The following is a 22,634-nucleotide window of genomic DNA, read 5'->3' as shown; positions in this document are numbered from 1 at the left end:
CGCAAGCGGACTTTGGGCAGATCCGATCCGCGGCCTGAAACTATCCTGCCTGTCTCACTCATTATGGGGCGCATGAATAAACTCACCACATTCCTCGCAGCGGCCTCGATCCTTACACTCGCGGCATGCTCCAAAAATACCAGCCAATCCGGTACGACGGACTCCGCGGCCACTCCGACGGTGGCGGCAGCACCGGTCAAGCAAGGCACCGGACTTGGTAAAGTGCAAGGCATGGATACCGCGCTGCACACGATCACGCTCGCACACAACGACATTCCCGGAATCATGGACGCCATGACAATGGAATACACACTTGGCCGGCCCGAGTTGGCGCGGGGTCTTGCTAGTGGCGATAGCGTCCGGTTTACGCTGCAAGAGCCAACGACCGGGACATTTGTCGTCTCCTCGATCGAGAAACTGCCGAAATAGTGCGCACGCTTGGCGTCGATATTGGCGCGACGACCATAAAGCTCGCGGTCGTTTCGGATTCTGGCGCAACCGAAGTCGAGTCAGCATTCCAGACACCTCAAAGTTCAGCGCGGGAAGTAGCGTGCGCATTAGTCGCGCATGTCCACGATATTTTGAGTGCTTATCCCGAGATTAGGCGCATCGGCGTCGGTGTCCCCGGCGCGATGAACCGCGATCGTTCGCTGGTCCGGTATCCTCCGAACCTGATCGGGTGGAAGGAGGAGCCGCTGCAAGCGTACCTTCAAGAATTGCTGCCGACATTCGATCTCGTCGAAGTCGATAACGACGCAAAAGTTGCGGCACTCGCAGAATCTCGGTTTGGTGCGGGGATCGGCGTTTCGCATTTCCTGCTTGTCACGCTTGGCACCGGAGTCGGCGGGTGTGTTTGGTCTACGGAAGGAAGGTGGACTGGCATTTATCGTGGTGCATCCGGCGGGGCAGGGGAGTTCGGTCACATGTCAATCGATCTCAACGGCCCGCCCTGTAATTGTGGGTCGCGAGGATGTATCGAAGCGTATGTTGGACTGAATTATCTCTCCGAGCGAACGAAACGGAAACTTGAATCCAATCCGGCGATGTCGTCAAAGCTGTCCGCTCAGGATGAGTTGACACCAAAGATCATTGCCGATGCCATGAACAATGGCGATGCCTTCGCCCGAAGCGTCTTCGAAGAAGCAGGTTCGCTGATTGGTCGCGCATTGGCTAACGTTGCGAACCTGCTCGATATGCACGTTTTCATTCTCGGTGGCGGGGTTGCCGAAGCAGGGCCAGTCTTGTTCGATGCGGCACTCGCCTCACTCCGCGCAAATGTTCTGACGAATCTGCGGCCGGTGGTGGAAGTCCGGAAAGCGGCGCTCGGCAATCGCGCCGGCGTCATTGGTGCCGCGCTGTTGGTCAACGGCGAGTGATTACGTCGCCAACACTCGCGACATTTGAAAGAGACTTAGATCGAGCTCCTTCTTCATCGTTGCAACGTCGGCCAGTGGCGTAGTGATAACATCGCCTTTGCCGAGGCCGACAAGCACACCGCTCTCTTCGCGCGCCAGACATTCGACGGCCGCGACACCAAATCGCGCTGCCAGGATCCGGTCAAACGCGCTCGGCACACCGCCGCGCTGCACGTGACCTAAGATCGTGGTCCGAATCGTGAAGCCCAGCATCTCTTTGTGCTGCTCGATATATTTCGTCAACTCGGTGGCATTCATTTGCGCGCCTTCGGCAATAACGATGAGCGCATGGTTCTTTCCACGACGATAAGCGTCCACCATATCGCTCGTAATTTCCTCGGGCGTTGTCTCCGCTTCCGGAATCACGACGGCCTCTGCGCCGCCAGCGATTCCGCACATAAGCGCCAGGTACCCGCACTTGCGTCCCATGACTTCGACTAAGATCGCTCGTTTATGCGAGGATGCCGTTACCTTCAGGCGATCGATGGCTTCGAGAGCGATATTGAGTGCGGTGTCAACGCCGAGTGTTACTTCGCTGCCATAAAGGTCGTTGTCGATCGTTGATGCAATGCCGACGACGGGGAATCCCATCTTCGAAAGCTCCCACGCTCCACATTGCGATCCATTACCGCCGATCACCACCAGCCCATCAATATTGTACTCCCGGAGATTCCGCAGTGCTCGTTCACGGCCTTCAGGAGTTTTGAAGGCTTCCGATCGCGAACTGCCGAGAAAAGTCCCTCCATATTGGATCACTCCGCCTACATCCCTGGCGCGAAGCCGGACGACATTGCCAGCGATCAGGCCTTCAAAACCTTCCCGGACCCCGAACATCTTCATTTCTTTCTCGCTGCCGGCCCGGACCACAGCGCGGATCGCGGCATTCATTCCTGGGGCATCGCCCCCACTTGTCAGTACTGCTATTCGATTCATTCTTTGGTATAACGCGAACTTTGTAACACAAATCTAAGGAATATTGGAGGCTCCCGGCAAAATGCTTAATATCTGGGATTCGCCGGATCCATTACTCATGCTCGGTTTGAGTTGATCTTTAGCCTGTCAGAAAATGGTATTTATAATGATGTGCTACACTATAAAACATCCCAAATAGAACACCAAGACGTATTCTATGAGAAGTAAATCATAAATTAATTTTCAAGAAAGGGCTTTTTCCAGGCAAAGTTGTTGTTAAGAATACGATTGGTCTATGTTTTGAAGAGACTTATGGAAAGCCGAACCATGCAACCGGTCGCGTTCAGAGCGAGGCTGATTGCTGGGGCGGAAGAGAGGATGCATATGAATCATGACATAGACCGGACGACATTCGGGGCCGAAACCCCGATACGCGTAGCGCAACTCAACAACTCTACACCTGCAATGAACGCACAAGGAATGACCTCACCAACAACAGAAAGCCCAATTGCCGCCGATGGCCGCGATTATCGTGACGATCTTCGGGAATTACTCGACCGCGCGCATAACGAGCGTGGCCTGACGCGATACCGTCTCTGCAAACAAATGGGGATCGATAGCGGCACGCTGTCAAATGTCCTTGCCAAGCGCCGGCACTTTTCCCTGGAAAAGCTCGAGCAGATTCTGGGTTTGCTTGGTTTCAAATTGGCATTTGCACCTGCACCGGGCGGACCAAAAGAAATACCCGAGTAGTTTTTTGGTAGAGCCGAGACACGAAGCGCCCCGGGAATGTCTTTAAAAAAAATGACCCCGAGCTCTCATTTGGGGAGCGAGCCGGGGCCTGGTCCGTCAATATGTGGTAAGAGAACCGCGCTTTCACGCGGGCCAATTTCGACTGGTTTTGCCAATTCGTTACTGACGGTACAAAGATACCAAATACAACTACTGCTATGAAATCGGTGAATAGCGGTAAAATTGGTAGGATAACAGGCGGTGCAACGTAGGTGTTTGTCCTACAAGACTTCGCTAGGCTGCAATTTTGGGGAAATATGCGAGAGATGCTCGGCTTGCCAGGAGCCGAGAGGTTTGCTGTCAGGCGACTGTCGCGTCCAGGAGCTTATGTTGAATCGCGTATTGGGTGAATTCGGCATTGTTCCGCAGCCCCATTTTCTCAATAATGCGCGCGCGATTCGTAGAAATCGTTTTGGCTGAAAGAGAAAGCTCTTCCGCAATCTCCCCCACGGATTTGCCAGCAGCAATCATTCGGAAGACCTGGAATTCTCGATTCGACAACAATTCATGGGGCGCAAGCCCTTGATCCCTTACCATTCCAAATACGAGCTTTTCTGCCAACGGCATACTCATGTACTTTCCGCCGCTTGCAACCTTCCGGATTGCGTGGATGAGCTGTTCGGAAGCGCTCTCCTTGGTGACGTAACCGGCTGCACCAGCTTTGAGCATTCGGAGTGCGTACTGATCCTCTGGATGCAGACTTAGAATAAGAACCGGAAGATTCGGCAGATCTCGTTTGATTTCCACGAGGACATCGAGTCCGGAACGGCCAGGCATGGAAATGTCGAGCAGGAGGAGGTCAATCGGAAGTTTCCGAACCATTTCCAGAGTTTCGGCCGCGTTCGATGCCTCGCCAGCAACGACGATATCCATCGTTTGCTGGACGATCTGTTTCAAGCCCTCACGGACGATTGCATGATCGTCCGCTATTAGTATGCGGATCATGGCGAGCCGGGGCGACCATTAGCGAATCGTCCCGAATTGTTCATATTGACGTGTACAATCTGGGATGTCTATTCCCATTGTACGACTGTAAAAATACGAAAAAATCTGGGGGGTTACACAAAAACCGGCACAAAGCTCTTCATTTAATGGCGAAATATTTCGCGTTCGGGTGATGGGAAACGATCGCAGTCGTCGATTGCTCTGGCTCCAGATGATATTCCTCGCTCAGGGTCACGCCAATGCGCTCGGGGCGAATCAGATCAAACAATTTGGTCTGATCATCGAGGTTTGGGCATGCCGGATAGCCGAACGAGAACCGCGAGCCCTGATAACCCTGGCTGAACAGGCGCGCAATCTCGGGTGCATCCTGGCCGGAAATTCCAAGCTCGGTCCGTACGATTTTATGCCAGTACTCCGCGAGTGCTTCGGCGGTTTCGACCGAAAGGCCGTGCATGAAGAGATAGTCCGAATATTCGTTCGATGAAAAAAGCTTCGCGGTATACCGACTTGCCTCGCGGCCCACGGTCACGGCAGTGAAAGCCACGACATCCGTCTGGTTGCGCCGCTCGGATTCCTCTTTGGGCAAATAGAAGTCCGCGATGCAGAGCCTGCGAGCCGTGGGCTGCCGAGGGAAGGTAAAGCGGGTCCACTCTTCTAAATCGGCTGGGACGAACGGCTCCCATGATACGAAGAGGTCCTTCTGGTTCTTTGGTCTCAGCACAACGAGATCATCAGCTTCGGAGTAGCAGGGGAAGTACCCGTATGCAACCTTTGGCTCCAGCACTCGATCACGTTTTGCACGGAGCTTGAATTCAGCGAGCTTGGGTCGAGCAATTTCTTCGACCTGTTTTGCAAACTCTTCCGGAGTTTTTTTGCCGCGCTTCAGTTGCCATTGTCCGCGGAAGAGCGCGACTTCGTTCAGGTATTCCCAGACTTTTTCGAGCTTGATGTCATCGACAACGCGCGATCCCCAGAAGGGAGGCGTGGGCACCGGATTGTCGTGCGGTGTCGCGCTGGTACGCACCAGTCTCTCGGTGCCTTCCGCGGTTTCGATCTTGCGAACTGCGATCGGGAATTCCGCGATCTCCTCCTCCATCGCTTCGAGCTCAATGCTCTTCTCCGCACCCGAAGTTGTTTGCTTGGGATGTTGCAGCCAGGGCAACGTACGACTGGCCATTAGAATTTTGGAGTCGGCGCCCGTGGCGTTATCGAGTTCTTCCTCAAAATCTTCCGCGCCGTTAGTGGGCAGAGTGGACGGGATGGGCAAAGAAGAGGTGTCTCTAATCGCACTCGGATTTTTTAATTCTTCCATGAAGTGCAGTCCATCGAATGCATCCTGCGCGTAAGAGAGTGGGCCGGCATAGAGTGCGCGCAAATCCTTCTCGACAAACTTCCGCGTAAGCGCAGCGCCACCGAGCACAACCGGAATTCGGATGTTGCGCGACTCCATCACTTCCAGATTTTCCTTCATGATCGCCGTCGATTTCACCAGCAGGCCAGACATGCCAAGTGCATCCGCATGCTCGCGCGTGACGGCTTCGAGCATCGGTTCGAGTGCGACTTTGATGCCGAGATTGACTACGCGATAGCCATTGTTGGTGAGAATAATATCGACCAAATTCTTGCCGATGTCATGCACATCGCCTTTGACCGTCGCAAGCACCATCACACCTTTGGATTGCTCACCCTCGAGCTTCTCCATGTAGGGCTCGAGGAATTTCACGGCGGCCTTCATCGTCTCCGCCGATTGGAGCACGAAGGGAAGCTGCATCTCACCCGCGCCGAAGAGATCGCCGACGACCTTCATACCACCGAGCAGGATGTCGTTGATGATCTGAAGAGCGGAGTACGTCCCAAGTGCGGCACGAAGGTCGTCGTCTAATCCGAGCCGATCACCATCGATGATCCGCTGCTTCAGTTTCTCCTCGATCGTCATGTCCGCATACGACGATGTCTCGCTCTTTACCGATTTTGCATCGGCATAGTGCGCGAGAAATTCTTTCAGCGGATCGTAGGTACAGGTAAGCTCTTGTTCCGGCATACAATAAAAAAACTCGGAGTTACGACCTATCAGGCCGACGCTCCGAGTCTCCAAAACGGCAGGTACGTCGACGCTTTAGCACATTCTTTACTGTCGCACCCCAGGGTGCGCCTCGTGGCGGCAAGCTATCGGTCAAAGCACCACGCAGATCAATAACCAAGCGGTCAACGGCAAGGTTCGCCAGCCGGGGGAGCTGGCTCCTGCCTGCGGAGTCGGCGAGCGCAACCCGCCGATACACTTGCCGCGGTTATATCTTCGTGAGGTAAAGTGTCAGATCTTCACTGCGTTCGAGTTGTAGTTTCTTGCGGACCCGAAAGCGGTGCGTCTCCACGGAACGCTCCGAGAGACAGAACAGCCTCGCGATTTCGTCAGACTTCATTTGCATACGGACCAGTGAGCAAAGCCGAACATCGCCGGCGGAGAGCATCGGGTGCTTAGTGGTCAGGCTGTGCACGAAGTCGGGATGGACCGCTTTGAACTGCGTGTCGAACTTCTTCCAATCGACCGATTTGCAGGGCAGCGTCTTCAGCCGGTCATTCATCTTTTTGACCGTCTCGCGGGGCAGATTCGAGTCGCGCACGAGCTCCTGCAAGTCTTGGCGAACGCTCGTGAGTAGTTCTGCCTGGGAGGTCAGTTGCAGGGCCTGGGTCGTCAGTTCTCGTTCCAGCCGTTCCGCGCGCAAGAGTTGCCGTTCCTTCTCGATGCGCTCTCGTCCGATCGCAACGTGGCGGTTCAATGCCGAGAGCCGTTGCTCGAACCGTTGTGCATGTAACTTATGATCGAGATCTGCTTTCAGCTTGCCATAACGGAACGCTTGCTCCCACATCGCGAGCAGTTCAAATACCTGGGAAATGAGCGGGTACAGAGCAGCACGCTCCATTTCACCAGCCGTCGCAGCCTGGGACTCCACCGCCTGCACTTCTTCGAGTGCCTCAGATTTATTCCCTTCGAGAACCAAGACCTTTGCAAACAGTAGTCGCAAGACCAGTACGTTATGATATTGATTCTCAGTGCTAAGTGCTTTTTGAAGAATCTCCTTGGCAGCGGGGAGTCTCCCGACCGCCAAATATGCCATTCCCAACTCGCCCAAGGCAGAATTCGTATTCTTGCCACCGCCCAATCGGAGCACCTCTTCGAACTTATCGATCGCCGCGTCGAGCTGATCGAGACCCATCATCGCCTTGCCGGAGACCAGTAGGGAAGCACCGATCGAATTGACTTCGTCTGTGTCCTTCAAGAGCTCGTATGATTGCCTCGAAAGGGTCAGTGCCGAATGATAGTCCTCCTGCAGCAGGTGTATCTTTGACATTTCGGTAAGCGCACTTGCCCGTTGGGCGGGCGATGCAGCCTCATGCGACAAAACCTCCTGGTAGAAATCAAAGGCCGTGTCGATCGAATCGTGACAATACGCATCGGCGAGCGCTTGCAATATCCAGATCTGTAGCCGAGGAATGCTTGTCTGTTTCGCGAATTCGCGGGCGAGCAGCAACTCCTCGATGATTTGCTCCGGGCCGTTGCCAAGATTCCGTCGGATCGAAGCGTGGACGCCATGCGCCTTCGCGAGCATCTCCGGGTCGCCGAACTGACTGGCTCGTGGCAGAGCGGACTCGATGATGTCGAGTGCTTCTTGGGCACGCCCATTTAGGAGCCGGACCTCCGCCTGCGCGATCAAAAACGAAATGTGCCACCGCTGCTCACCGTGTTCCAAGGCAAGACTGACGCCCTCGCTCATGATGGCGAACGCCCGCTCCGGGTCGGAATACAGATAAACACGGAACTGCGCGCTGAGCTTCTGAAGACGCGACTCGAGTACCTCCATACTCCGAAGAACAGGGAAAGAAAAAGTGAATCTAAATGAGCGGGCAGCATAATGAATAAATTGAAAGTAGTTTCCGTTCCATCCCAAAAGGAGGAGTGCCCGCCCCAGCCGCGACCATGAGAATGGCGACAGGAGCGGGATCCTCTTTTGAACTCTCTACTCGACGCGTGTTTGAAAGATTTACTGTCTATTGCAGTGGCACGTGCGACCAGGTTGAACCATCCGTTACAAATTCGTAGGCGGCGCCATTGGGCACCACGGTCGTGGTCGTTGCAGATCCGGTCGCATTCCAGATCGTGATCACCTGCCCGGCCGCGATCGGCGTGGGCATGGTCACGCCGGTCGAACCCGCGTGCGTGAGCTTCACGATGTGGTCCGTCGCAAGGATGGTGACGCTTGCGCTATTGTCCGCGCGATATGCCGCCGCAAAGCCAGCAGTGGTCACGATCGAGCCGGAGGTATGGACCACCGTCACCGTCGAACTGCCAAGTTGCACTGTGTGGCTGGCAGTGACTGAAGCATTGGCCCCGATCGCGGTAGCGTCTGTAAGGCCATCGGTACTCACGTCAGCGCTTATGCCGATTGCAGTCAGATTGGTGCCAGCTAAGTTAGAAGATAGTGCCCCCCAGCCGCTGGCGGTGTTACCATTGCCGGTCGAGTTGTTGGCAAGCGAAGCCACGCCGGTGGCCGTGTTGTTGGTGCCGGACGTGTTGATTTCGAGCGCCGCAACGCCCGTTACCGTGTTGTCGTTGCCGGTCGTGTTGTCATAGAGCGCCTGAAAGCCCGTTGCCGTGTTGTTGACGCCGGTCGTGTTGCTATGAAGTGCCTCGAAGCCGATGCCGGTGTTCTTGAAGCCAGTCGTGTTTGAGAACAATGCGCTATCGCCGATAGCGGAATTGTCATGCCCCGTCGTATTCTGCCACATCGAACGGTAGCCGACGGCGGTGTTTCCGCTGGCGGTCGTATTTGAATAGAGCGCACTATCACCAAGGGCGACATTGGCAACGCCGGTGGTGTTCGCTTGCAGCGAGCCATACCCAAAGGCAGAATTGCCGCTGGCGGTCGTGTTGCTATAAAGCGCATACGTGCCGCTGGCCGTGTTGTTGCCGCCGGTCGTGTTGTCACCGAGAGCCTGCCTACCGCTGGCCGTATTTTCGATGCCGGTCGTGTTGGAAAAGAGCGCCTGGTAGCCGCTGGCGGTGTTGAAGCTTCCGGTCGTGTTGCTAAAAAGCGCCCACTTTCCGCTGGCCGCGTTACCGTCGCCGGTCGTGTTGCCATAGAGCGCACTGACGCCGCTGGCCGTATTTCCGATGCCGGTCGTGTTGTTAGCGAGCGCATCGTCTCCGCTGGCCGTATTTTCGTCACCGGTCGTGTTGCTAGAGAGCGCACTGATGCCGCTGGCCGTATTTAAGCTGCCGGTCGTGTTGCTTATGAGCGCATAGGCACCGCTGGCCGTGTTGTAGTCGCCGCTCGTGTTGTTCGCGAGCGCAGAGAAGCCGCTAGCAGTGTTTCCCCAGCCGGTCGTGTTGCTCGTGAGCGCAGAGAAGCCGCTGGCGGCGTTGTTGCCGCCGAATAAGTTGCTAAAGAGCGCATAAGCGCCGCTCGCCGTATTGTCGAAGCCGGTTGTGTTGCTATAGAGCGCCTGGACGCCACTGGCCGTGTTGTTGTAACCGGTCGTATTTGAGAACAATGCGCTATCGCCGATAGCGGAATTGTCATACCCCGTCGTGTTCTCCCACATCGATGCATAGCCGACGGCAGTATTTCCGCTGGCAGTTGTACTCGAATACAATGCGCTATCGCCAACACCGACGTTGGCAACACCAGTTGTGTTTGTTTGTAGCGAGCCATAACCAAAGGCAGAATTGCCGCTTGCGCTGTTGGCTTGGAGTGCGTAGTAACCGCTGGCAGTATTCCCGCTGCCGGTCGTGTTTTGTCGCAGCGCTGCGATTCCGCTGGCCGTGTTGCTGCTTCCGGTTGTGTTGCTGTTAAGTGCCAGAAAGCCGCTGGCGGTGTTGAAGTTGCCGGTCGTGTTGCCATAGAGCGCGCTGACGCCGCTGGCGGTGTTGCTGTGGCCGGTCGTGTTGTTATTGAGTGCATCGGTGCCGCTGGCGGTGTTGTCGTCGCCAGTTGTATTGCTATAGAGTGCATAGGCGCCGCTGGCCATGTTGCTGCTGCCTGTCGTGTTGTTTTGGAGCGTAATGTAGCCGATGGCTGTGTTGTAGTTGCCGGTCGTGTTGCTAAGGAGCGCCTGAGTGCCGCTGGCCGTGTTGTACGTGCCGGTTGTGTTGCTAAAGAGCGCCTGAGAACCGCTGGCCGTATTGCTGTTGCCAATCGTATTTGAGAATAATGCGCTATCGCCGATAGCGGAATTGTCAAACCCTGTCGTATTCTGCCAGATTGAACGGTAGCCGACGGCGGTGTTTCCGCTGGCGGTTGTATTTGAAAATAATGCGCTATCGCCAACGGCGACGTTGGCAACACCGGTGGTATTCGTATAGAGCGAGCCATAACCAAAGGCAGCATTGCCGCTGGCAGTCGTGTTGAATTTGAGCGCGTAGACGCCGCTGGCCGTGCTGCTGCTGCCCGTCGTGTTAGAGAACAATGCGCTATCACCGATAGCGGAATTGTCAAATCCTGTCGTATTCTGCCACATCGACCGGTAGCCGACGGCTGTATTTCCGCTGGCAGTTGTACTCCTAAAGAGCGCGCTATCACCTACGGCGACGTTGGCAACACCAGCGGTATTCGTAAAGAGCGAACCAAAACCAAAGGCAGCATTGCCGCTGGCGGTTGTGTTGTTCAGCAGCGCATAGACGCCGCTGGCGGTGTTGTAAGCGCCGGTCGTGTTGCTCAAGAGCGCCGTATAGCCGCTGGCCGTGTTGAAGTTGCCGGTTGTATTCAAGACGAGAGCCTGGGCACCGCTGGCCGTGTTGAAGTAGCCGGTCGTATTGCTATTGAGCGCCAAATAGCCGCTGGCCGTGTTGTAGTTGCCGGTTGTATTGAATTCGAGTGCCTCGAAACCGCTGGCTGTGTTCTCGGACCCGTCTGTGTTGCTAAAGAGGGCCTGGACGCCGCTGGCTGTGTTCTCGTACCCGTCTGTGTTGCTATAGAGCGCCTGAAGGCCACTGGCCATATTGTCGAATCCGGTCGTGTTGCTAAAGAGCGCCTGAGCGCCGCTGGCCGTGTTCTCGAAACCGATCGTGTTGCTATTGAGCGCCTGAGAGCCGATGGCCGTGTTGCTGCCGCCGGTCGTGTTGGAAGAGAGTGCCTGGTAACCATCGGCCGTATTGTTGTTGCCGTATCTGTTAAAGATTAATGCGCTATCGCCGAAAGCAGAATTACCAAATCCTGTCGCGTTCCGCCACATCGACCGATATCCGACTGCCGTATTTCCACTGGCAGTTGTATTTGAAAATAATGCGCTATCGCCAACGGCGACATTGGCAACACCTGAGGCGTTCGCTTGCAGCGAGCCGTACCCAAATGCAGAATTGCCGCTGGCGGTCGTGTTGCTATAAAGCGCATTGGGGCCGCTTGCGGTGTTGTTGTTGCCGGTCGTGTTGTTCAGCAGCGCATCGGCGCCGCTGGCCATGTTGTAGGTGCCGGTCGTGTTGTTCGCGAGCGCACCGCTGCCGCTGGCCATGTTGAAGTTGCCCGTCGTGTTGTTCGCGAGCGTACCGCTGCCGCTGGCCATGTTGAAGTTGCCCGTCGTGTTGCTATAGAGAGCCTGATCGCCGCTGGCCGTGTTGTAGGTGCCGGTCGTGTTGGAATAAAGCGCCTGATGGCCGCTGGCCGTGTTGTTGCTGCCGGTTGTGTTGCCCCGGAGCGCAGAGGCGCCGCTGGCCGTGTTGTAGGTGCCGGTCGTGTTGTTCGCGAGCGTATTGGCCCCGCTGGATGTGTTGTAGCCGCCAGTCGTGTTGGATTCGAGCGCACCGTAGCCGCTGGCGGTGTTGCTGCCGCCGGACGAGTTGCTAAAGAGCGCATAGGACCCGCTGGCTGTGTTGTTGCCGCCCGCCGTATTATATGCCAGCGCCTGAAAGCCAGTTGCCGTGTTGTCGCCGCCGGTCGTGTTGATCTCGAGCGCAGCGCCGCCAATGGCCGTGTTGTTGCTACCGGTCGTGTTCTCAAGGAGCGCAGCAGCACCACTGGCGGTGTTGCTGATGCCGGTCGTATTGCTAAAAAGCGCATAGGTGCCGCTGGCTGTATTTTGGATGCCGGTTGTGTTCCTAAAGAGCGACTGAAACCCGCTGGCGGTGTTGCTGAAACCGGTCGTGTTGGAATTCAACACTTGGTACCCAATGCCGGTATTTGTATTGCCATTATATTCAATCAGCCCCGCCTGCTGGTTATTCACGCGGATTTGCAGGTTCTGCCCATCGGTCGTGCCGATGAAGTTCGTGCGGTACGTCGTACCGGAGTTGCCGGTGAGATTCCAACCATTGCCGCCGGGGGCCGCCCATGTATTGTCACCGCGCAGGAATGTCGTGCTGCTTGCCGATCCCGTTGCCGAGAGGTCCGAGACCCCGACCTTGCCCGTCGTCAGATTGCTCGATCCATCCGTGCGCACCACACTGCTGGAGGCCAGGTCCGGAATCGTAAGGGTCTTGCCGGATGCCATGATGAGGCTACCTGAAAGATGTTCATCGCCATAGATTGTCGTAGGCGCGGAGCTTGAACCAAGATACGACGAGCCGGTCACCGTAAGCGAGCCGCTGATCGTCGTGTTGCCCTGTACCGCACCACCTTTGGCGCCTTCAAGCGAAGTCGGGCCGGACTTGAGCAGCAGCGTATTCGTTGCCGGATCGACCGCAGCAACGATACCATCGCCTGTTTGAATATTAATGTCAGCCCCGCGGCCGCTGACGGTCTGGCCATTAAGCGTGAGCGAACTTACGTAATCCGTCGCCATCTTTCCTTTTGTGACCGAATTATCGGCAATGCCAAGGGCGTATGGCGTTGCTGAAAGTGGCGTTAGCGGCTTCATCACTTCGCCATTGCCGATTTGGGTGCCAGCCCAGAGCGGGCGGTCCATCGGCGGAAGGGGAATGGTGGACCCAAGCGCGATATTGAATATCCCGTTGGATAGGGTTGTCGGAAGTGTTTCCTTCCAGACTTCTCGGTCGCCATTGGCATCGGAATACAAGTGAACAGTGATAGTGTACTGTCCATCTGCGACGATCTTGCTATCCGCGCCCTGAAGGACACCCTGATAGCTCAGAGTATGCGGGATGTCCTGCGAAAACGCGGTTGTTGAAAAAGACAGCGCGATGAGGCACACGGCCAGCCTCGCGCCCAGGAAGTAGTAGCGATACATAACTGATAAGGTTAAGACGTGAATTTACAGAGATAGGAACGGACGACAGACGGAACAGTCGAATCCAATACGTCACATTCGAACCCGGCGACATTGCTATCACCACAAAAATCCGGACTTACCGGGAATTGTCGTTACTACATTAGTACGTCATCGGAAAATTAAATTGCCGAATCGGTGTTGGGTTTATGAATGCGGACATTCCTTTGGCTCACTACTATACTTATTGCGGCGGCATTGGCTCCTGCGTATCGGCTGGACGCGCAGCCAGTGAACATTCGCATTAGCGATCCGAGCCTGCGCGACCCCGAGGAGGTTTCGATCGCGCTAAATCCCAAGAATCTGAATCAACTCGCCGCCGGCGCGAACATCAACTATCTCTTTACATCGTCCGATGCCGGCTTTACCTGGGATATGATGCGAATGAGCTCCCAATATGGGTTCTGGGGTGACCCATGCCTGATGTTCGACGATTCCGGTATTCTCTATTATGAGCATCTCTCGGGGCAGAACTGGAAAGATCCGCAATTCCTCTGGCGGATGGTCGTTCAACGATCAACGGATGCCGGCCGCACATTCGATGATGGGGAAGAGATTGGCCTGGCTCCCCCCACCATGCAGGATAAAGGCTGGCTCGGGCTGGACCGCTCCCAATCCAAATCACTCGGGACCATCTTCGAATCCTGGAATGAAGACGATAAATACGGCAGTACGTTGCCAGGCGATAGCTCGCGAATCTTTTTCGCGAAGAGCAGCGATCATGGCATGACCTGGTCCGACCGCATCCGGGTTGATGATACGGGCGGCGATTGTATCGACAGCAGTAACACAGTCGAGGGTGCAACGACGGCCGCGAGCCCCAATGGTGCTGTGAACATCGCGTGGTCCGCCCGCACGCACATTTATTACGATCGCTCAACCGATGGTGGGGAGACCTTCGGCAAGGATCGTATCATTGCCGAACAGCCCGGTGGATGGGACTTCAATGTTCCGGGTATTTCCCGCGCGAATGGTTTCCCGATGATGGCCTCGGACCTGAATCCACAATCGCCATATTACGGTAGGCTATATATCATGTGGTCCGATCAACGGCGTGGCGTGACCGATGTCTATTTCACGCGCTCCACAGATAACGGCGGGACGTGGAGCAAGGAGATTCGAGTAAATGATGACTCGTCCCTCAACCATCATTTTTTTCCGAGCATGTCGCTCGATCCGGTGACGGGTCGCATCTATCTGGTCTTTTACGATCGCCGCAATTATGTCGGCGGCGAACCATGGAGTGTGCCGATGACTGACGTGTATCTGGCACGCTCGACGGATGGTGGCGAGTCATTCACGAATGAGAAGGTCAGTGGCACAGCCTTCAATCCGGTGTCCAAAATATTCTTTGGGGATTACATCGGAATCACCGCATACAATCGCCACATTTACCCTGTGTGGGTGCGGATGGATGATTCGCTTCTCAGTGTGTGGACTGCGCAAATTGTCGACACCGCCGCGAGCGCAACAGTACACAGTACCGCGTCATCAACTCGTGATCGAATATGGATTGCTGGGGATGCGATTCGTCCTTCGTTGGCGTTCGCGCTGGCGGAGAACGAACACGTAGCGATCGATCTCTACGATATGCTTGGCCGGCATGTGGAGTCGCTGATAAGTGGGACCTATGGAGCAGGCGAGTATCGTATCCGATTTCCGGCATCGGTTAGTCCAGGCGGCTACCTCATTCGTATGACGACGATTTCACAAACGAATGATGCGAACGGAAGCTTCTCTACGCTCGTCACAAAAGTAATTCTCCCGTAGATCATGTCCCGGCCTGAATCGATCGAGTTACCCATCTATAGCGAACGCGCTCATTTCGAAGTGGATCGGGCACTGGGCGAAGTCCAATTCGCGTGCGATCTCGATGTCTGCAAAGGTGCATGTTGCACGATGCCTGCGGATGCGGGTGCGCCGATCTTACACGGTGAGATCGAGGAGATCGAGCGTGTTCTACCGGCAGTCCGTAAGTATTTGCCGCCCGAGGCACTCGAGATTATTGACCGAACCGGCGTGTACGAGAAGCAGTCGGACGGCACATTGACCATTCCGGCCATCCGTGGTCGCGATTGCGTTTTTGTGATGTATGACAATAATAGTGAGATCGCTTATTGCGCAATCGAAAGGGCATATCGTGCTGGAGAAATTACTGGCTTTCCCAAGCCGATCAGTTGCCACCTTTTTCCCATTCGAATTTATCCAACTGGCGAAAGCACGTTCGAGATCGTCTACGAAGAAATAAGCGAGTGCAAAGGTGGCCGCGCGCGCGGCAAACGCGAACGCATTCCTGTGCTCGATTTCCTCGATACGCCACTGGCTCGCGCACTGGGTGCCGAGCGGCTCGATAGACTCAGGAAGGCTCTCATTCCCGAGAACGGGTGACTGCAACTCATCCGCAGTGTGACTCTTCGGCTGTCCCTGTGTTTCACAGTCGTCGTCGTCTTACAACTTACCGCTACGCCTATGAAACGGATCGTCGCAGGACTGGTCGTCCTATTGGTTCTTGTTTCCGCATTCTTTGCCGCAGGGATTCGCGCGCAGCAACCATTTGTCGTGCATGAGTGGGGCACGTTCACTACCCTCGCAGGGAGCGATGGTCGGCTCTTGCCCGGACTCTATCACGAAGAGGAATCGCTGCCTTACTTCGTTGGCAGTTTCTCCGGATTTTCGCCACAAATCAGCAAAGGCCTTTACATGCCGTGTTCGGGAGCGACGCTAAAAATGGAGACGCCCGTCATCTATTTCTATTCGGATGTCGCAAGATCTGTTTCGGTGCGCGTCGATTGGCCCGCCGGGACCATCAGCCAATGGTATCCTCCGCGCGCGGATGGAGAGCCGTATCCTTCGAGATTCGATACGCTGCACCTCGAGGACACGGCCGAGCACGGATGGATCGCGTGGAATGCTCAGATCCGTGCAAAGGCGCCCGATGATACATTAGGCCTATGGAAGCCGGGCGAGACGCACACCTGGCAGGCGCCTCGCGCAACAGACGCCAATATCGTGACCGATTCGCTTGGCAATGTGGAGAAGTATCTCTTCTATCGCGGCGTCGGCAATGCAGAGCGGATGTCCATTGCAACCCAAGAGATTTGGACCCAGTATTTGCACGATACCTTGGTCGTTGCCAATGAAACGTACATGCCGGTTCCGTATGCATTTGTCTATCAACTTTCTGATGACAGCGCCACGCAAAGCGTATTATGGGCTGGAAGCCTCAATACTGGGTGGGCTGCGATGTGTCCACCAAACGCGCGGACGCTCAATTTCGACTCGGTGCTTGCCGGATTCCGAGATTCGTTAGTTGTATGTGGTTTGTACCGCAAGGAAGCCGATGCCATGATTGAGACTTGGAGACAGAGCTATTTCGGTAGACCGGGCGTGCGGGTGTTCTGGATTGTCCCGAGATGGGCGACAAACTACACGCTTAAGCTCGACATTACACCCACTCCGGATTCGATCGAGCGCGTCATCGTCGCTCGCTCGGAAATTCTGACACCGGCGTTCGAACACAAACTCGATACAGCGTTTGCGAACGGCAACAGTTGGATGTACTATGGTGACAGGTATTATCTTGCTTATCAGGCCCGCGTTGCAGCAATGGACGCGCAAGCAGCGAGAGCGGCAGTGCATCCCGTCAGCGCCCAGGGCAGTGACGCTGCAATCTATCCGAACCCGACGACGGGGATGCTCACGCTCGACTTCCCATACAATCCCATAAGTACGCAAGTCGCGATCATCGATGAGTTAGGACGCGCGCAAGATGTGAGCGCGCACGCTGCGGACAACACCATGTCGCTCGATCTCTCGCAGTTGCAGAGTGGCGTTTATTTGCTCCGCATCCAAAGCGCCACCGGAACGACGATGCAGCGAGTGGTGAAAGCGAGGCAATAACGCTGCCGGCTATTTCGCTCCGTTGGAGGCGTGGGCGGCGGAATGTGCACAGCAGACGTTTAGCTTCTGCGAGCTCGAGTGTGCACTCGAGCGGAACCTCTGAACTGTATCGCCATACGCTGAGATTCGCTCAAGCTAAAGCATGCGCCACCGCCTAGCACATATCTGGGCAGTGATCGGAGTCTTAGCTCGCTTCAGTTGCGAATTCCGGAGAGGTCTGTTCGCTCACATCCGGTAACGGTACCGCATGGGACTTTTCTTCGATCGATCGATTGATGAAGTACATCAGCGCGACCGAGACGAGCATAATTGCAGCCACGAGATACCCTAAGAGATCGTAGTGTACGAGCTTTCCTGCAGGTGATTGGGTTACAACAAGTCCGGCAATCACTGTCGAAATGCCACCGGAAATTTGCATGATCGCGGAGTTCAAACTCATATACGCACCGCGGTCCTCTTTCTCAGGTATTGCTGTCACCAACGCCCCAGCCGGGATCATACGGGCAGTGCTCGTGACCCAGATCGCAACACTAATTGCACAGGCAATCCAGAATGGGGTCGTTCCCATATTTGTATAGATTGCGACAACAATCAAGTTCGCCAGCGTTGCGAAAATAAACAATCGGTTCTTGCCGATTGCATCGCTGATCTTGCCAGCAATTGGTCCAACCACAATGGTCGAGAGACCAGTAATGAGAAACAGCAGCGGGAGCTGGTCCATCGTCAGACCCAAATTCTGTGTGGCGAACGCCGTTCCGAACGGCATGAGCATAAATCCAGAGGCCAGAGTGGACATGGTCAGAAATCCAAACAGATACCGAGGTTTGGAGAGCGTTGCAACCAGATGGTGCAATGCATTGCGATCGATATTCAGTGTGAGATGCTCGCGAACGGGTCGCATCTTGATTGCGATCACGATTCCTGCCACTGTTCCAATCGCAGCGATCATCCAAAAGCAGGCGTGCCAGCCGTATGCATTTGCGAGCCAGAGCCCAACGGGAATTCCGAGCACCTGGCTTGCCGAGAACGACATTTGAACGTACCCCATCACACGGCCACGAACTTGCATCGGAAATAGATCGGTGATAATCGCGAAGCTAACCGAACCGATCACACCGCCGAAGATGCCAGTCACAATACGAGCGACTAACAATAGCTCGAATGTTGGAGCTATCGCGCAGAGCACCGTGCCGAGCAAGAACCCGCTGAAGAAGAAGAGCAGGAGCCGCTTTCGGTCGAATTTATCTGCGAATCCGGCCGCCAGCAATCCGGAAGCACCGGCACTAAACGCATAGGCCGATACGGCAAGGCTGAATTTCGATGGAGTGATCGAAAGCGTCTTCATCAGGATTACACCGAGTGGCGAAATCACCATGAAATCCAAAATGACCGCGAACTGCATGAATGAGAGTACCGCGATCACAAAGATCTGATACCCGGTAAAGACTTTTTCTTTGGATTTAAGCGGCATAGAGCCCGACTATAGGCAACTTCAATCAAAAGCGTTTCCGGGCAATCAACTCAGCTGAACGACTAATTCTGAAAGAGCCATGGCTGCACCACTTGCGCTTTCGTAATAGCCCGTTGAAATTCTTCCCACGAGAGGTCCAGCCGCTCCTGGACGCGGCCAAAGATGAGCGCCATTGGAATCATGCGATCGCCGTATTCCTTGCGGGCTTCGTGCAGGACGAGCAGCACCGTTCGCTCGACTTCGGTCAGACCATCGCGAACGTCCGGAATGTTATAGTATCGGCTGGACATTGAGGAAGTAGTGAAGAATCACAAAAAATATAGTCTATCGGTTTTGCTGATTGCGATCGCCGCCATAGTATGGTACGCGAATTCCGTCAAGAAGATTTCGCACGCGCCAGCGGTGTCGGAGTCAGCCGTGCGGGAGTCGGCAGTTGCGCCGGAGGAAATCGGCGGCGTTGGCTTGGAAGGCAAGGGCGGCGACCCTCAGCTAAATCGCGAGAAGAACCGCTACACGATGCCGCTCGATGTCGCGGACCTGACGGTGGCCAGCATCATCCAGATTCCCTCTGGTCTATTGGCCGAAACGGGTCGCGAGAAGCGCGAGCGATGGTCTGGCGCCGCACGTGACTATGCGCGGCAGCAAGAATCGCGCGGTGTGCGGATCGTTGGGTATCTCGTTCGCGCAAAGGAGGAAGGCCGCGAAAGCTGCAACGGCTATTCGGACTCGCTGCACGATTACCACATTTGGGTGAGCGATGTGCCGACGAACGACAAAGCGAACGGCCTCGTCGTGGAGATTACCCCGCGCTGGGAATCCGTGCGGGCGAATTGGCGTATCGATCAGCTTGAGCGCCTCGCGCAGCATCACGAGCGCGTCCGCGTGACCGGCTGGCTGATGTGGGACGAGGAACATCCCGACGAAGTTGGCAAGTCGAGGGCATCGCAATGGGAGGTCCATCCGGTGACGAATTTCGAAATCTTCGAGGGCGGCGCGTGGAAACCGCTGTGAGCATGCAAACTTTTTCGTGCGCGATGCAATTTGTAGTGCCGCGAGCATCGGATACGATGCGTCGCGTCCATCAATGTTCAACTGACACATGAAGTATCTTCTAAGTATCGTTCTCGTCTTACTCCTTGCTTCGAGCGCCATGGCGCAGAAGCCGAAAGCGCCAAAAGAAAAACTCGCCCCCGGCCGGACGGCGGCGACCGAGGAGAAGGCCCCGCCCCAATCCGATAGCGTCAAGTTCAAAGCTGCCTTCAAGGAGCTGTATCCGCTCATTCGCGTAACGCCGACCATCAAGGAACGCGCCGAGGCCCAGCTTCAGCGGATGTCTCGTATGTTCAAGATGCAGGGCATCGATTCCGCCCATGCCGTCGATAGCGTCATGCTCGCGCTGAACCCGAATGAAGATGAGACCATCCTCTTCAACGCGTATCGCGAGAATTTTACCGCCGACGAACTGAAGTCGCTTGTCGCGTTCTTCAAAACGCCATCGGGCAAGCACTATCTTGAAATCGAGCCGCGACTCGTTGGCGCGCGCTCCGGACAGATCGAGCAGTACATTCAGCGCACGATCAACACAGTCATCATGCCGATGCGCAAGCCCATGCAGCGCCCACCGGGTATGGGACCAGGCGGCCCCGGAGGAATGCGTGGCCCCGGTATGCGCCCGCGTCCGGGAATGCGGCCCGGCCAGCCCGGAATGCCGCCCGAGGGAATGCCACCGCCGCCCGAACCTCCTGTGATGGACTCGGGACACGTACACTAATGGACGTAAAGCCGATCGGAGTCTTCGATTCCGGTATTGGTGGGATGACGGTCGTGAAGGAGCTCTTCACGACCGTTCCGCATGAGTCCATCGTATATTTTGGTGATACCGCTCGCGTGCCCTATGGCGCGAAATCGCGCGATACCGTTCGGCGGTATGCGCGTGAGGATACCGAGCTGATGCTCGCGCATGGAGTGAAGATGATCGTCGTGGCGTGTAACACGGTGAGCGCCGTGGCGCTCGATGAGGTCGAGCGCATGGCGGGTACGATTCCGGTGATCGGCATGATCGCGCCGACAGCAAAAGAAGCGGTCCGAGCAACGCGTACGGGACGCATCGGTATCATCGGCACCGAGGCGACCATAGCGAGTCAGGCGTATGAGGACGCCATCGCGATCGAAGCGGATCGGCAAAGCAAACCGTGCGAGACGTTCTCCGTCGCGTGCCCGCTCTTCGTGCCACTCGCCGAAGAAGGATGGACCGACCACCCCGCGACCGAACTCGTCGCCGAAGAATATCTCCGTCCGCTCCGAGAGCAGCATATCGATACACTTGTACTGGGCTGCACGCACTATCCCGTCTTGCTTGATATTATTCAAAAGACGATAGGGAAGAACGTGACGCTCGTCAACTCCGGCGCCGAAGCTGCCAAAGTGGTGGCAGCGAAGCTGCCGAATCCTTCAACCCTCATCCCTCTGCCTTCATCCATTCTGGTCAGCGACATGCCCCGAAAATTCCAGCAGATCGGCGAGCGTTTCTTGGGACGCCCCATGCCCGAAGCAAAGCTCGTGACCTGGAAGGAATCCTGGGTGGTAAGCTAGGAGAGACGGGAACGCGAAATAGAGCGTCTTGTTGATGTTATCGATGCAGAAGACAGCGAAAATAATCACGCCGTTGAATCGCAGTCGTAAGGCGAGCGCTCCTCAGAAGCGCACGCCATCCGACCGCGAACTCATTGCGCTCGCCGCCGCATCGAAAGCGCATAAGTGGCTTGAAGATCCTTCCGAAGACATTTACTCCCTTAACGACGGCCACACGGCCTCATGGCCCAAGAAACCTATCAACGGGGCAGCGTAGTATTAGTACGCTTTCCTTTCACTGACTTGACGGACTCGAAAGTTCGGCCAGCGGTGATCGTCACTCCGAACAAGTATCTCGCCAGCGCGGACGATGTGCTGTGCGCATTCATCTCATCCTCGTTGCCGGATCCGGTGTTGCCATCGGACATTATCCTGAGTTCTGCCGATTCCGATTTTCAAAAGACCGGGCTCAAACGCACGTCCGTTCTGCGTGCACACAAACTTGTGCTGCTCAATCGCGCACTCGTCTATTCAAAATTAGGAGACCTGGCAGCGCGAATCGAACTCAAGCTGAATAAAGCTCTCCTCGAAGCGCTCGGCCTGACCCACTGAGCTTGAATGCCCGTGAAACGTTTGCTGATTCTTTGCCTGACCTGCCTCCCGCTTCTCGCGCCCGCATCATCGTTCGCGTGGGGAAGGGAAGGACATGAGGTCGTTGTGCGGATGGCGCTCCGGCTGATGAAGCGGTCGGAGCAGGTCAAGGTCTACGAGCTGTTGGGGACGCACGATTGGGGCGAGATCGGTCGCTGGGCCGACAGCATTCGTCCGCACAGGCCGGAGAGCGAGGATCGATGGCACTACGTCGATATTCCAGCGACCGCCGATGCCTACGATGCCGCGCGCGACTGCGAACCCACCTGCATCATCAAGGAGCTGGAACACGCGCGGGCCACCGTGCAAAACAAAAACGCTCTGCGCGCGGAGCGCAAGGAGGCGCTGCTCTTCTGGCTCCATCTCGTTGGCGATCTCTATCAGCCGTTTCACTGCTACAACAATAACGATCGCGGCGCGAACACGCTCGTCGTGATCTATCACGGACACAAGCGCAAGATGCACCAGTTGTGGGACGCGACGATCATCAAGGACAAGAACCCATCCGCCCGGAGTCTCGCCTCGAAGATTTATCGGACGCATCACTATCCCGCTTCTCTACCAAGCCTCGTTGAAGCGGCAAACGTAAGCCACGCCCGCGCGCTGGAAGCGCTCCTCAAACCCGGCGAGAAGATGAACTCCAAATACCTGCGCCACGAGTGGACCGTCATCACCCGAAGCCTCTGGGAAGCCGCCTGCTTGGCGGCGGAGATAGGGGCGGATATTTGATCATCGGGTCGGTTCAAAAGTGTTCTGTTCCG

19 protein-coding genes and 1 pseudogene are annotated in these 22,634 nt (G+C 55.8%); 12 read left to right on the top strand and 8 right to left on the bottom strand.

Annotated features, from left to right (window positions below):
- Positions 1-72: 72 nt before the first annotated feature.
- The gene (locus tag Q8902_11795; GenBank protein ID MDP4200239.1) at positions 73-429 is read left to right on the top strand and encodes a copper-binding protein; all 357 of its coding nucleotides are present in this window, start codon (positions 73-75) and stop codon (positions 427-429) included.
- The gene (locus tag Q8902_11790; protein MDP4200238.1) at positions 429-1,376 is read left to right on the top strand and encodes an ROK family protein; all 948 of its coding nucleotides are present in this window, start codon (positions 429-431) and stop codon (positions 1,374-1,376) included. The genes Q8902_11795 and Q8902_11790 overlap by 1 nt, the downstream gene beginning before the upstream one ends.
- On the opposite strand, the gene pfkA is transcribed toward Q8902_11790, so the two are convergent.
- Positions 1,377-2,348, bottom strand: coding sequence for a 6-phosphofructokinase (gene pfkA, locus Q8902_11785; protein ID MDP4200237.1), 972 nt, complete (start codon positions 2,346-2,348; stop codon positions 1,377-1,379). It lies immediately after the preceding gene.
- 444 nt (positions 2,349-2,792) lie between these two features.
- On the opposite strand from pfkA, the gene Q8902_11780 reads away from it, so the two are divergent.
- Positions 2,793-3,080, top strand: coding sequence for a helix-turn-helix transcriptional regulator (locus Q8902_11780; protein ID MDP4200236.1), 288 nt, complete (start codon positions 2,793-2,795; stop codon positions 3,078-3,080).
- Positions 3,081-3,419: 339 nt separating this feature from the next.
- On the opposite strand, the gene Q8902_11775 is transcribed toward Q8902_11780, so the two are convergent.
- The 5 genes and pseudogenes from Q8902_11775 to Q8902_11755 all read right to left on the bottom strand — a co-directional run bounded on the left by Q8902_11775 (position 3,420) and on the right by Q8902_11755 (position 13,241).
- Complete coding sequence (locus Q8902_11775) at positions 3,420-4,064, bottom strand: response regulator transcription factor (protein ID MDP4200235.1); 645 nt, start codon at positions 4,062-4,064, stop codon at positions 3,420-3,422.
- A 139-nt stretch (positions 4,065-4,203) separates the two neighbouring features.
- Positions 4,204-5,160 (bottom strand): vitamin B12 dependent-methionine synthase activation domain-containing protein, encoded by a 957-nt coding sequence (locus tag Q8902_11770; protein MDP4200234.1) that lies wholly within the window; start codon positions 5,158-5,160, stop codon positions 4,204-4,206.
- Positions 5,161-5,364: 204 nt separating this feature from the next.
- Positions 5,365-6,078 (bottom strand): annotated as a pseudogene (locus Q8902_11765) (B12-binding domain-containing protein).
- Positions 6,079-6,352: 274 nt separating this feature from the next.
- Positions 6,353-7,924, bottom strand: coding sequence for a hypothetical protein (locus tag Q8902_11760; GenBank protein ID MDP4200233.1), 1,572 nt, complete (start codon positions 7,922-7,924; stop codon positions 6,353-6,355).
- Between the two features lie 187 nt (positions 7,925-8,111).
- A complete protein-coding gene (locus Q8902_11755; GenBank protein ID MDP4200232.1) occupies positions 8,112-13,241 on the bottom strand; it encodes a hypothetical protein in 5,130 nt (1,709 codons plus the stop codon).
- A gap of 192 nt (positions 13,242-13,433) precedes the next feature.
- On the opposite strand from Q8902_11755, the gene Q8902_11750 reads away from it, so the two are divergent.
- From Q8902_11750 to Q8902_11740, 3 genes are all read left to right on the top strand, one after another.
- Positions 13,434-15,050, top strand: coding sequence for a sialidase family protein (locus Q8902_11750; GenBank protein ID MDP4200231.1), 1,617 nt, complete (start codon positions 13,434-13,436; stop codon positions 15,048-15,050).
- A 3-nt stretch (positions 15,051-15,053) separates the two neighbouring features.
- Positions 15,054-15,668: a DUF3109 family protein gene (locus Q8902_11745; GenBank protein MDP4200230.1), complete on the top strand. Its 615-nt coding sequence runs from the start codon at positions 15,054-15,056 to the stop codon at positions 15,666-15,668.
- 81 nt (positions 15,669-15,749) lie between these two features.
- Complete coding sequence (locus tag Q8902_11740) at positions 15,750-17,180, top strand: T9SS type A sorting domain-containing protein (GenBank protein ID MDP4200229.1); 1,431 nt, start codon at positions 15,750-15,752, stop codon at positions 17,178-17,180.
- A gap of 184 nt (positions 17,181-17,364) precedes the next feature.
- Here Q8902_11740 and Q8902_11735 read toward each other — a convergent pair whose 3' ends face one another.
- Both Q8902_11735 and Q8902_11730 read right to left on the bottom strand, forming a co-directional pair.
- Positions 17,365-18,651: an MFS transporter gene (locus Q8902_11735; protein ID MDP4200228.1), complete on the bottom strand. Its 1,287-nt coding sequence runs from the start codon at positions 18,649-18,651 to the stop codon at positions 17,365-17,367.
- Positions 18,652-18,713: 62 nt separating this feature from the next.
- On the bottom strand, positions 18,714-18,941 hold the full coding sequence (locus Q8902_11730) for a hypothetical protein (GenBank protein MDP4200227.1): 228 nt from the start codon (positions 18,939-18,941) through the stop codon (positions 18,714-18,716).
- Positions 18,942-18,951: 10 nt separating this feature from the next.
- On the opposite strand from Q8902_11730, the gene Q8902_11725 reads away from it, so the two are divergent.
- From Q8902_11725 to Q8902_11700, 6 genes are all read left to right on the top strand, one after another.
- Complete coding sequence (locus tag Q8902_11725) at positions 18,952-19,662, top strand: hypothetical protein (GenBank protein MDP4200226.1); 711 nt, start codon at positions 18,952-18,954, stop codon at positions 19,660-19,662.
- 88 nt (positions 19,663-19,750) lie between these two features.
- Positions 19,751-20,422, top strand: coding sequence for a DUF2059 domain-containing protein (locus Q8902_11720; protein MDP4200225.1), 672 nt, complete (start codon positions 19,751-19,753; stop codon positions 20,420-20,422).
- Complete coding sequence (gene murI, locus Q8902_11715; GenBank protein ID MDP4200224.1) at positions 20,422-21,243, top strand: glutamate racemase; 822 nt, start codon at positions 20,422-20,424, stop codon at positions 21,241-21,243. The genes Q8902_11720 and murI overlap by 1 nt, the downstream gene beginning before the upstream one ends.
- A 73-nt stretch (positions 21,244-21,316) precedes the next feature.
- Entirely contained in the window at positions 21,317-21,499 is a 183-nt protein-coding gene (locus tag Q8902_11710; protein MDP4200223.1) for a hypothetical protein, read from the top strand.
- Between the two features lie 26 nt (positions 21,500-21,525).
- Entirely contained in the window at positions 21,526-21,834 is a 309-nt protein-coding gene (locus tag Q8902_11705; GenBank protein ID MDP4200222.1) for a type II toxin-antitoxin system PemK/MazF family toxin, read from the top strand.
- A gap of 12 nt (positions 21,835-21,846) precedes the next feature.
- Positions 21,847-22,602 carry a S1/P1 nuclease gene (locus Q8902_11700; GenBank protein MDP4200221.1) on the top strand — a complete coding sequence of 252 codons (756 nt, stop codon included), beginning with the start codon at positions 21,847-21,849 and terminating at the stop codon, positions 22,600-22,602.
- Positions 22,603-22,634: the final 32 nt, after the last annotated feature.

Source organism: Bacteroidota bacterium (assembly GCA_030706745.1).
Lineage (GTDB): Bacteria > Bacteroidota > Ignavibacteria > Palsa-1295 > Palsa-1295 > PALSA-1295.
The sequence above is the reverse complement of the archived record's forward strand: the minus strand, read 5'-3'. Positions and strand labels throughout refer to the sequence as shown.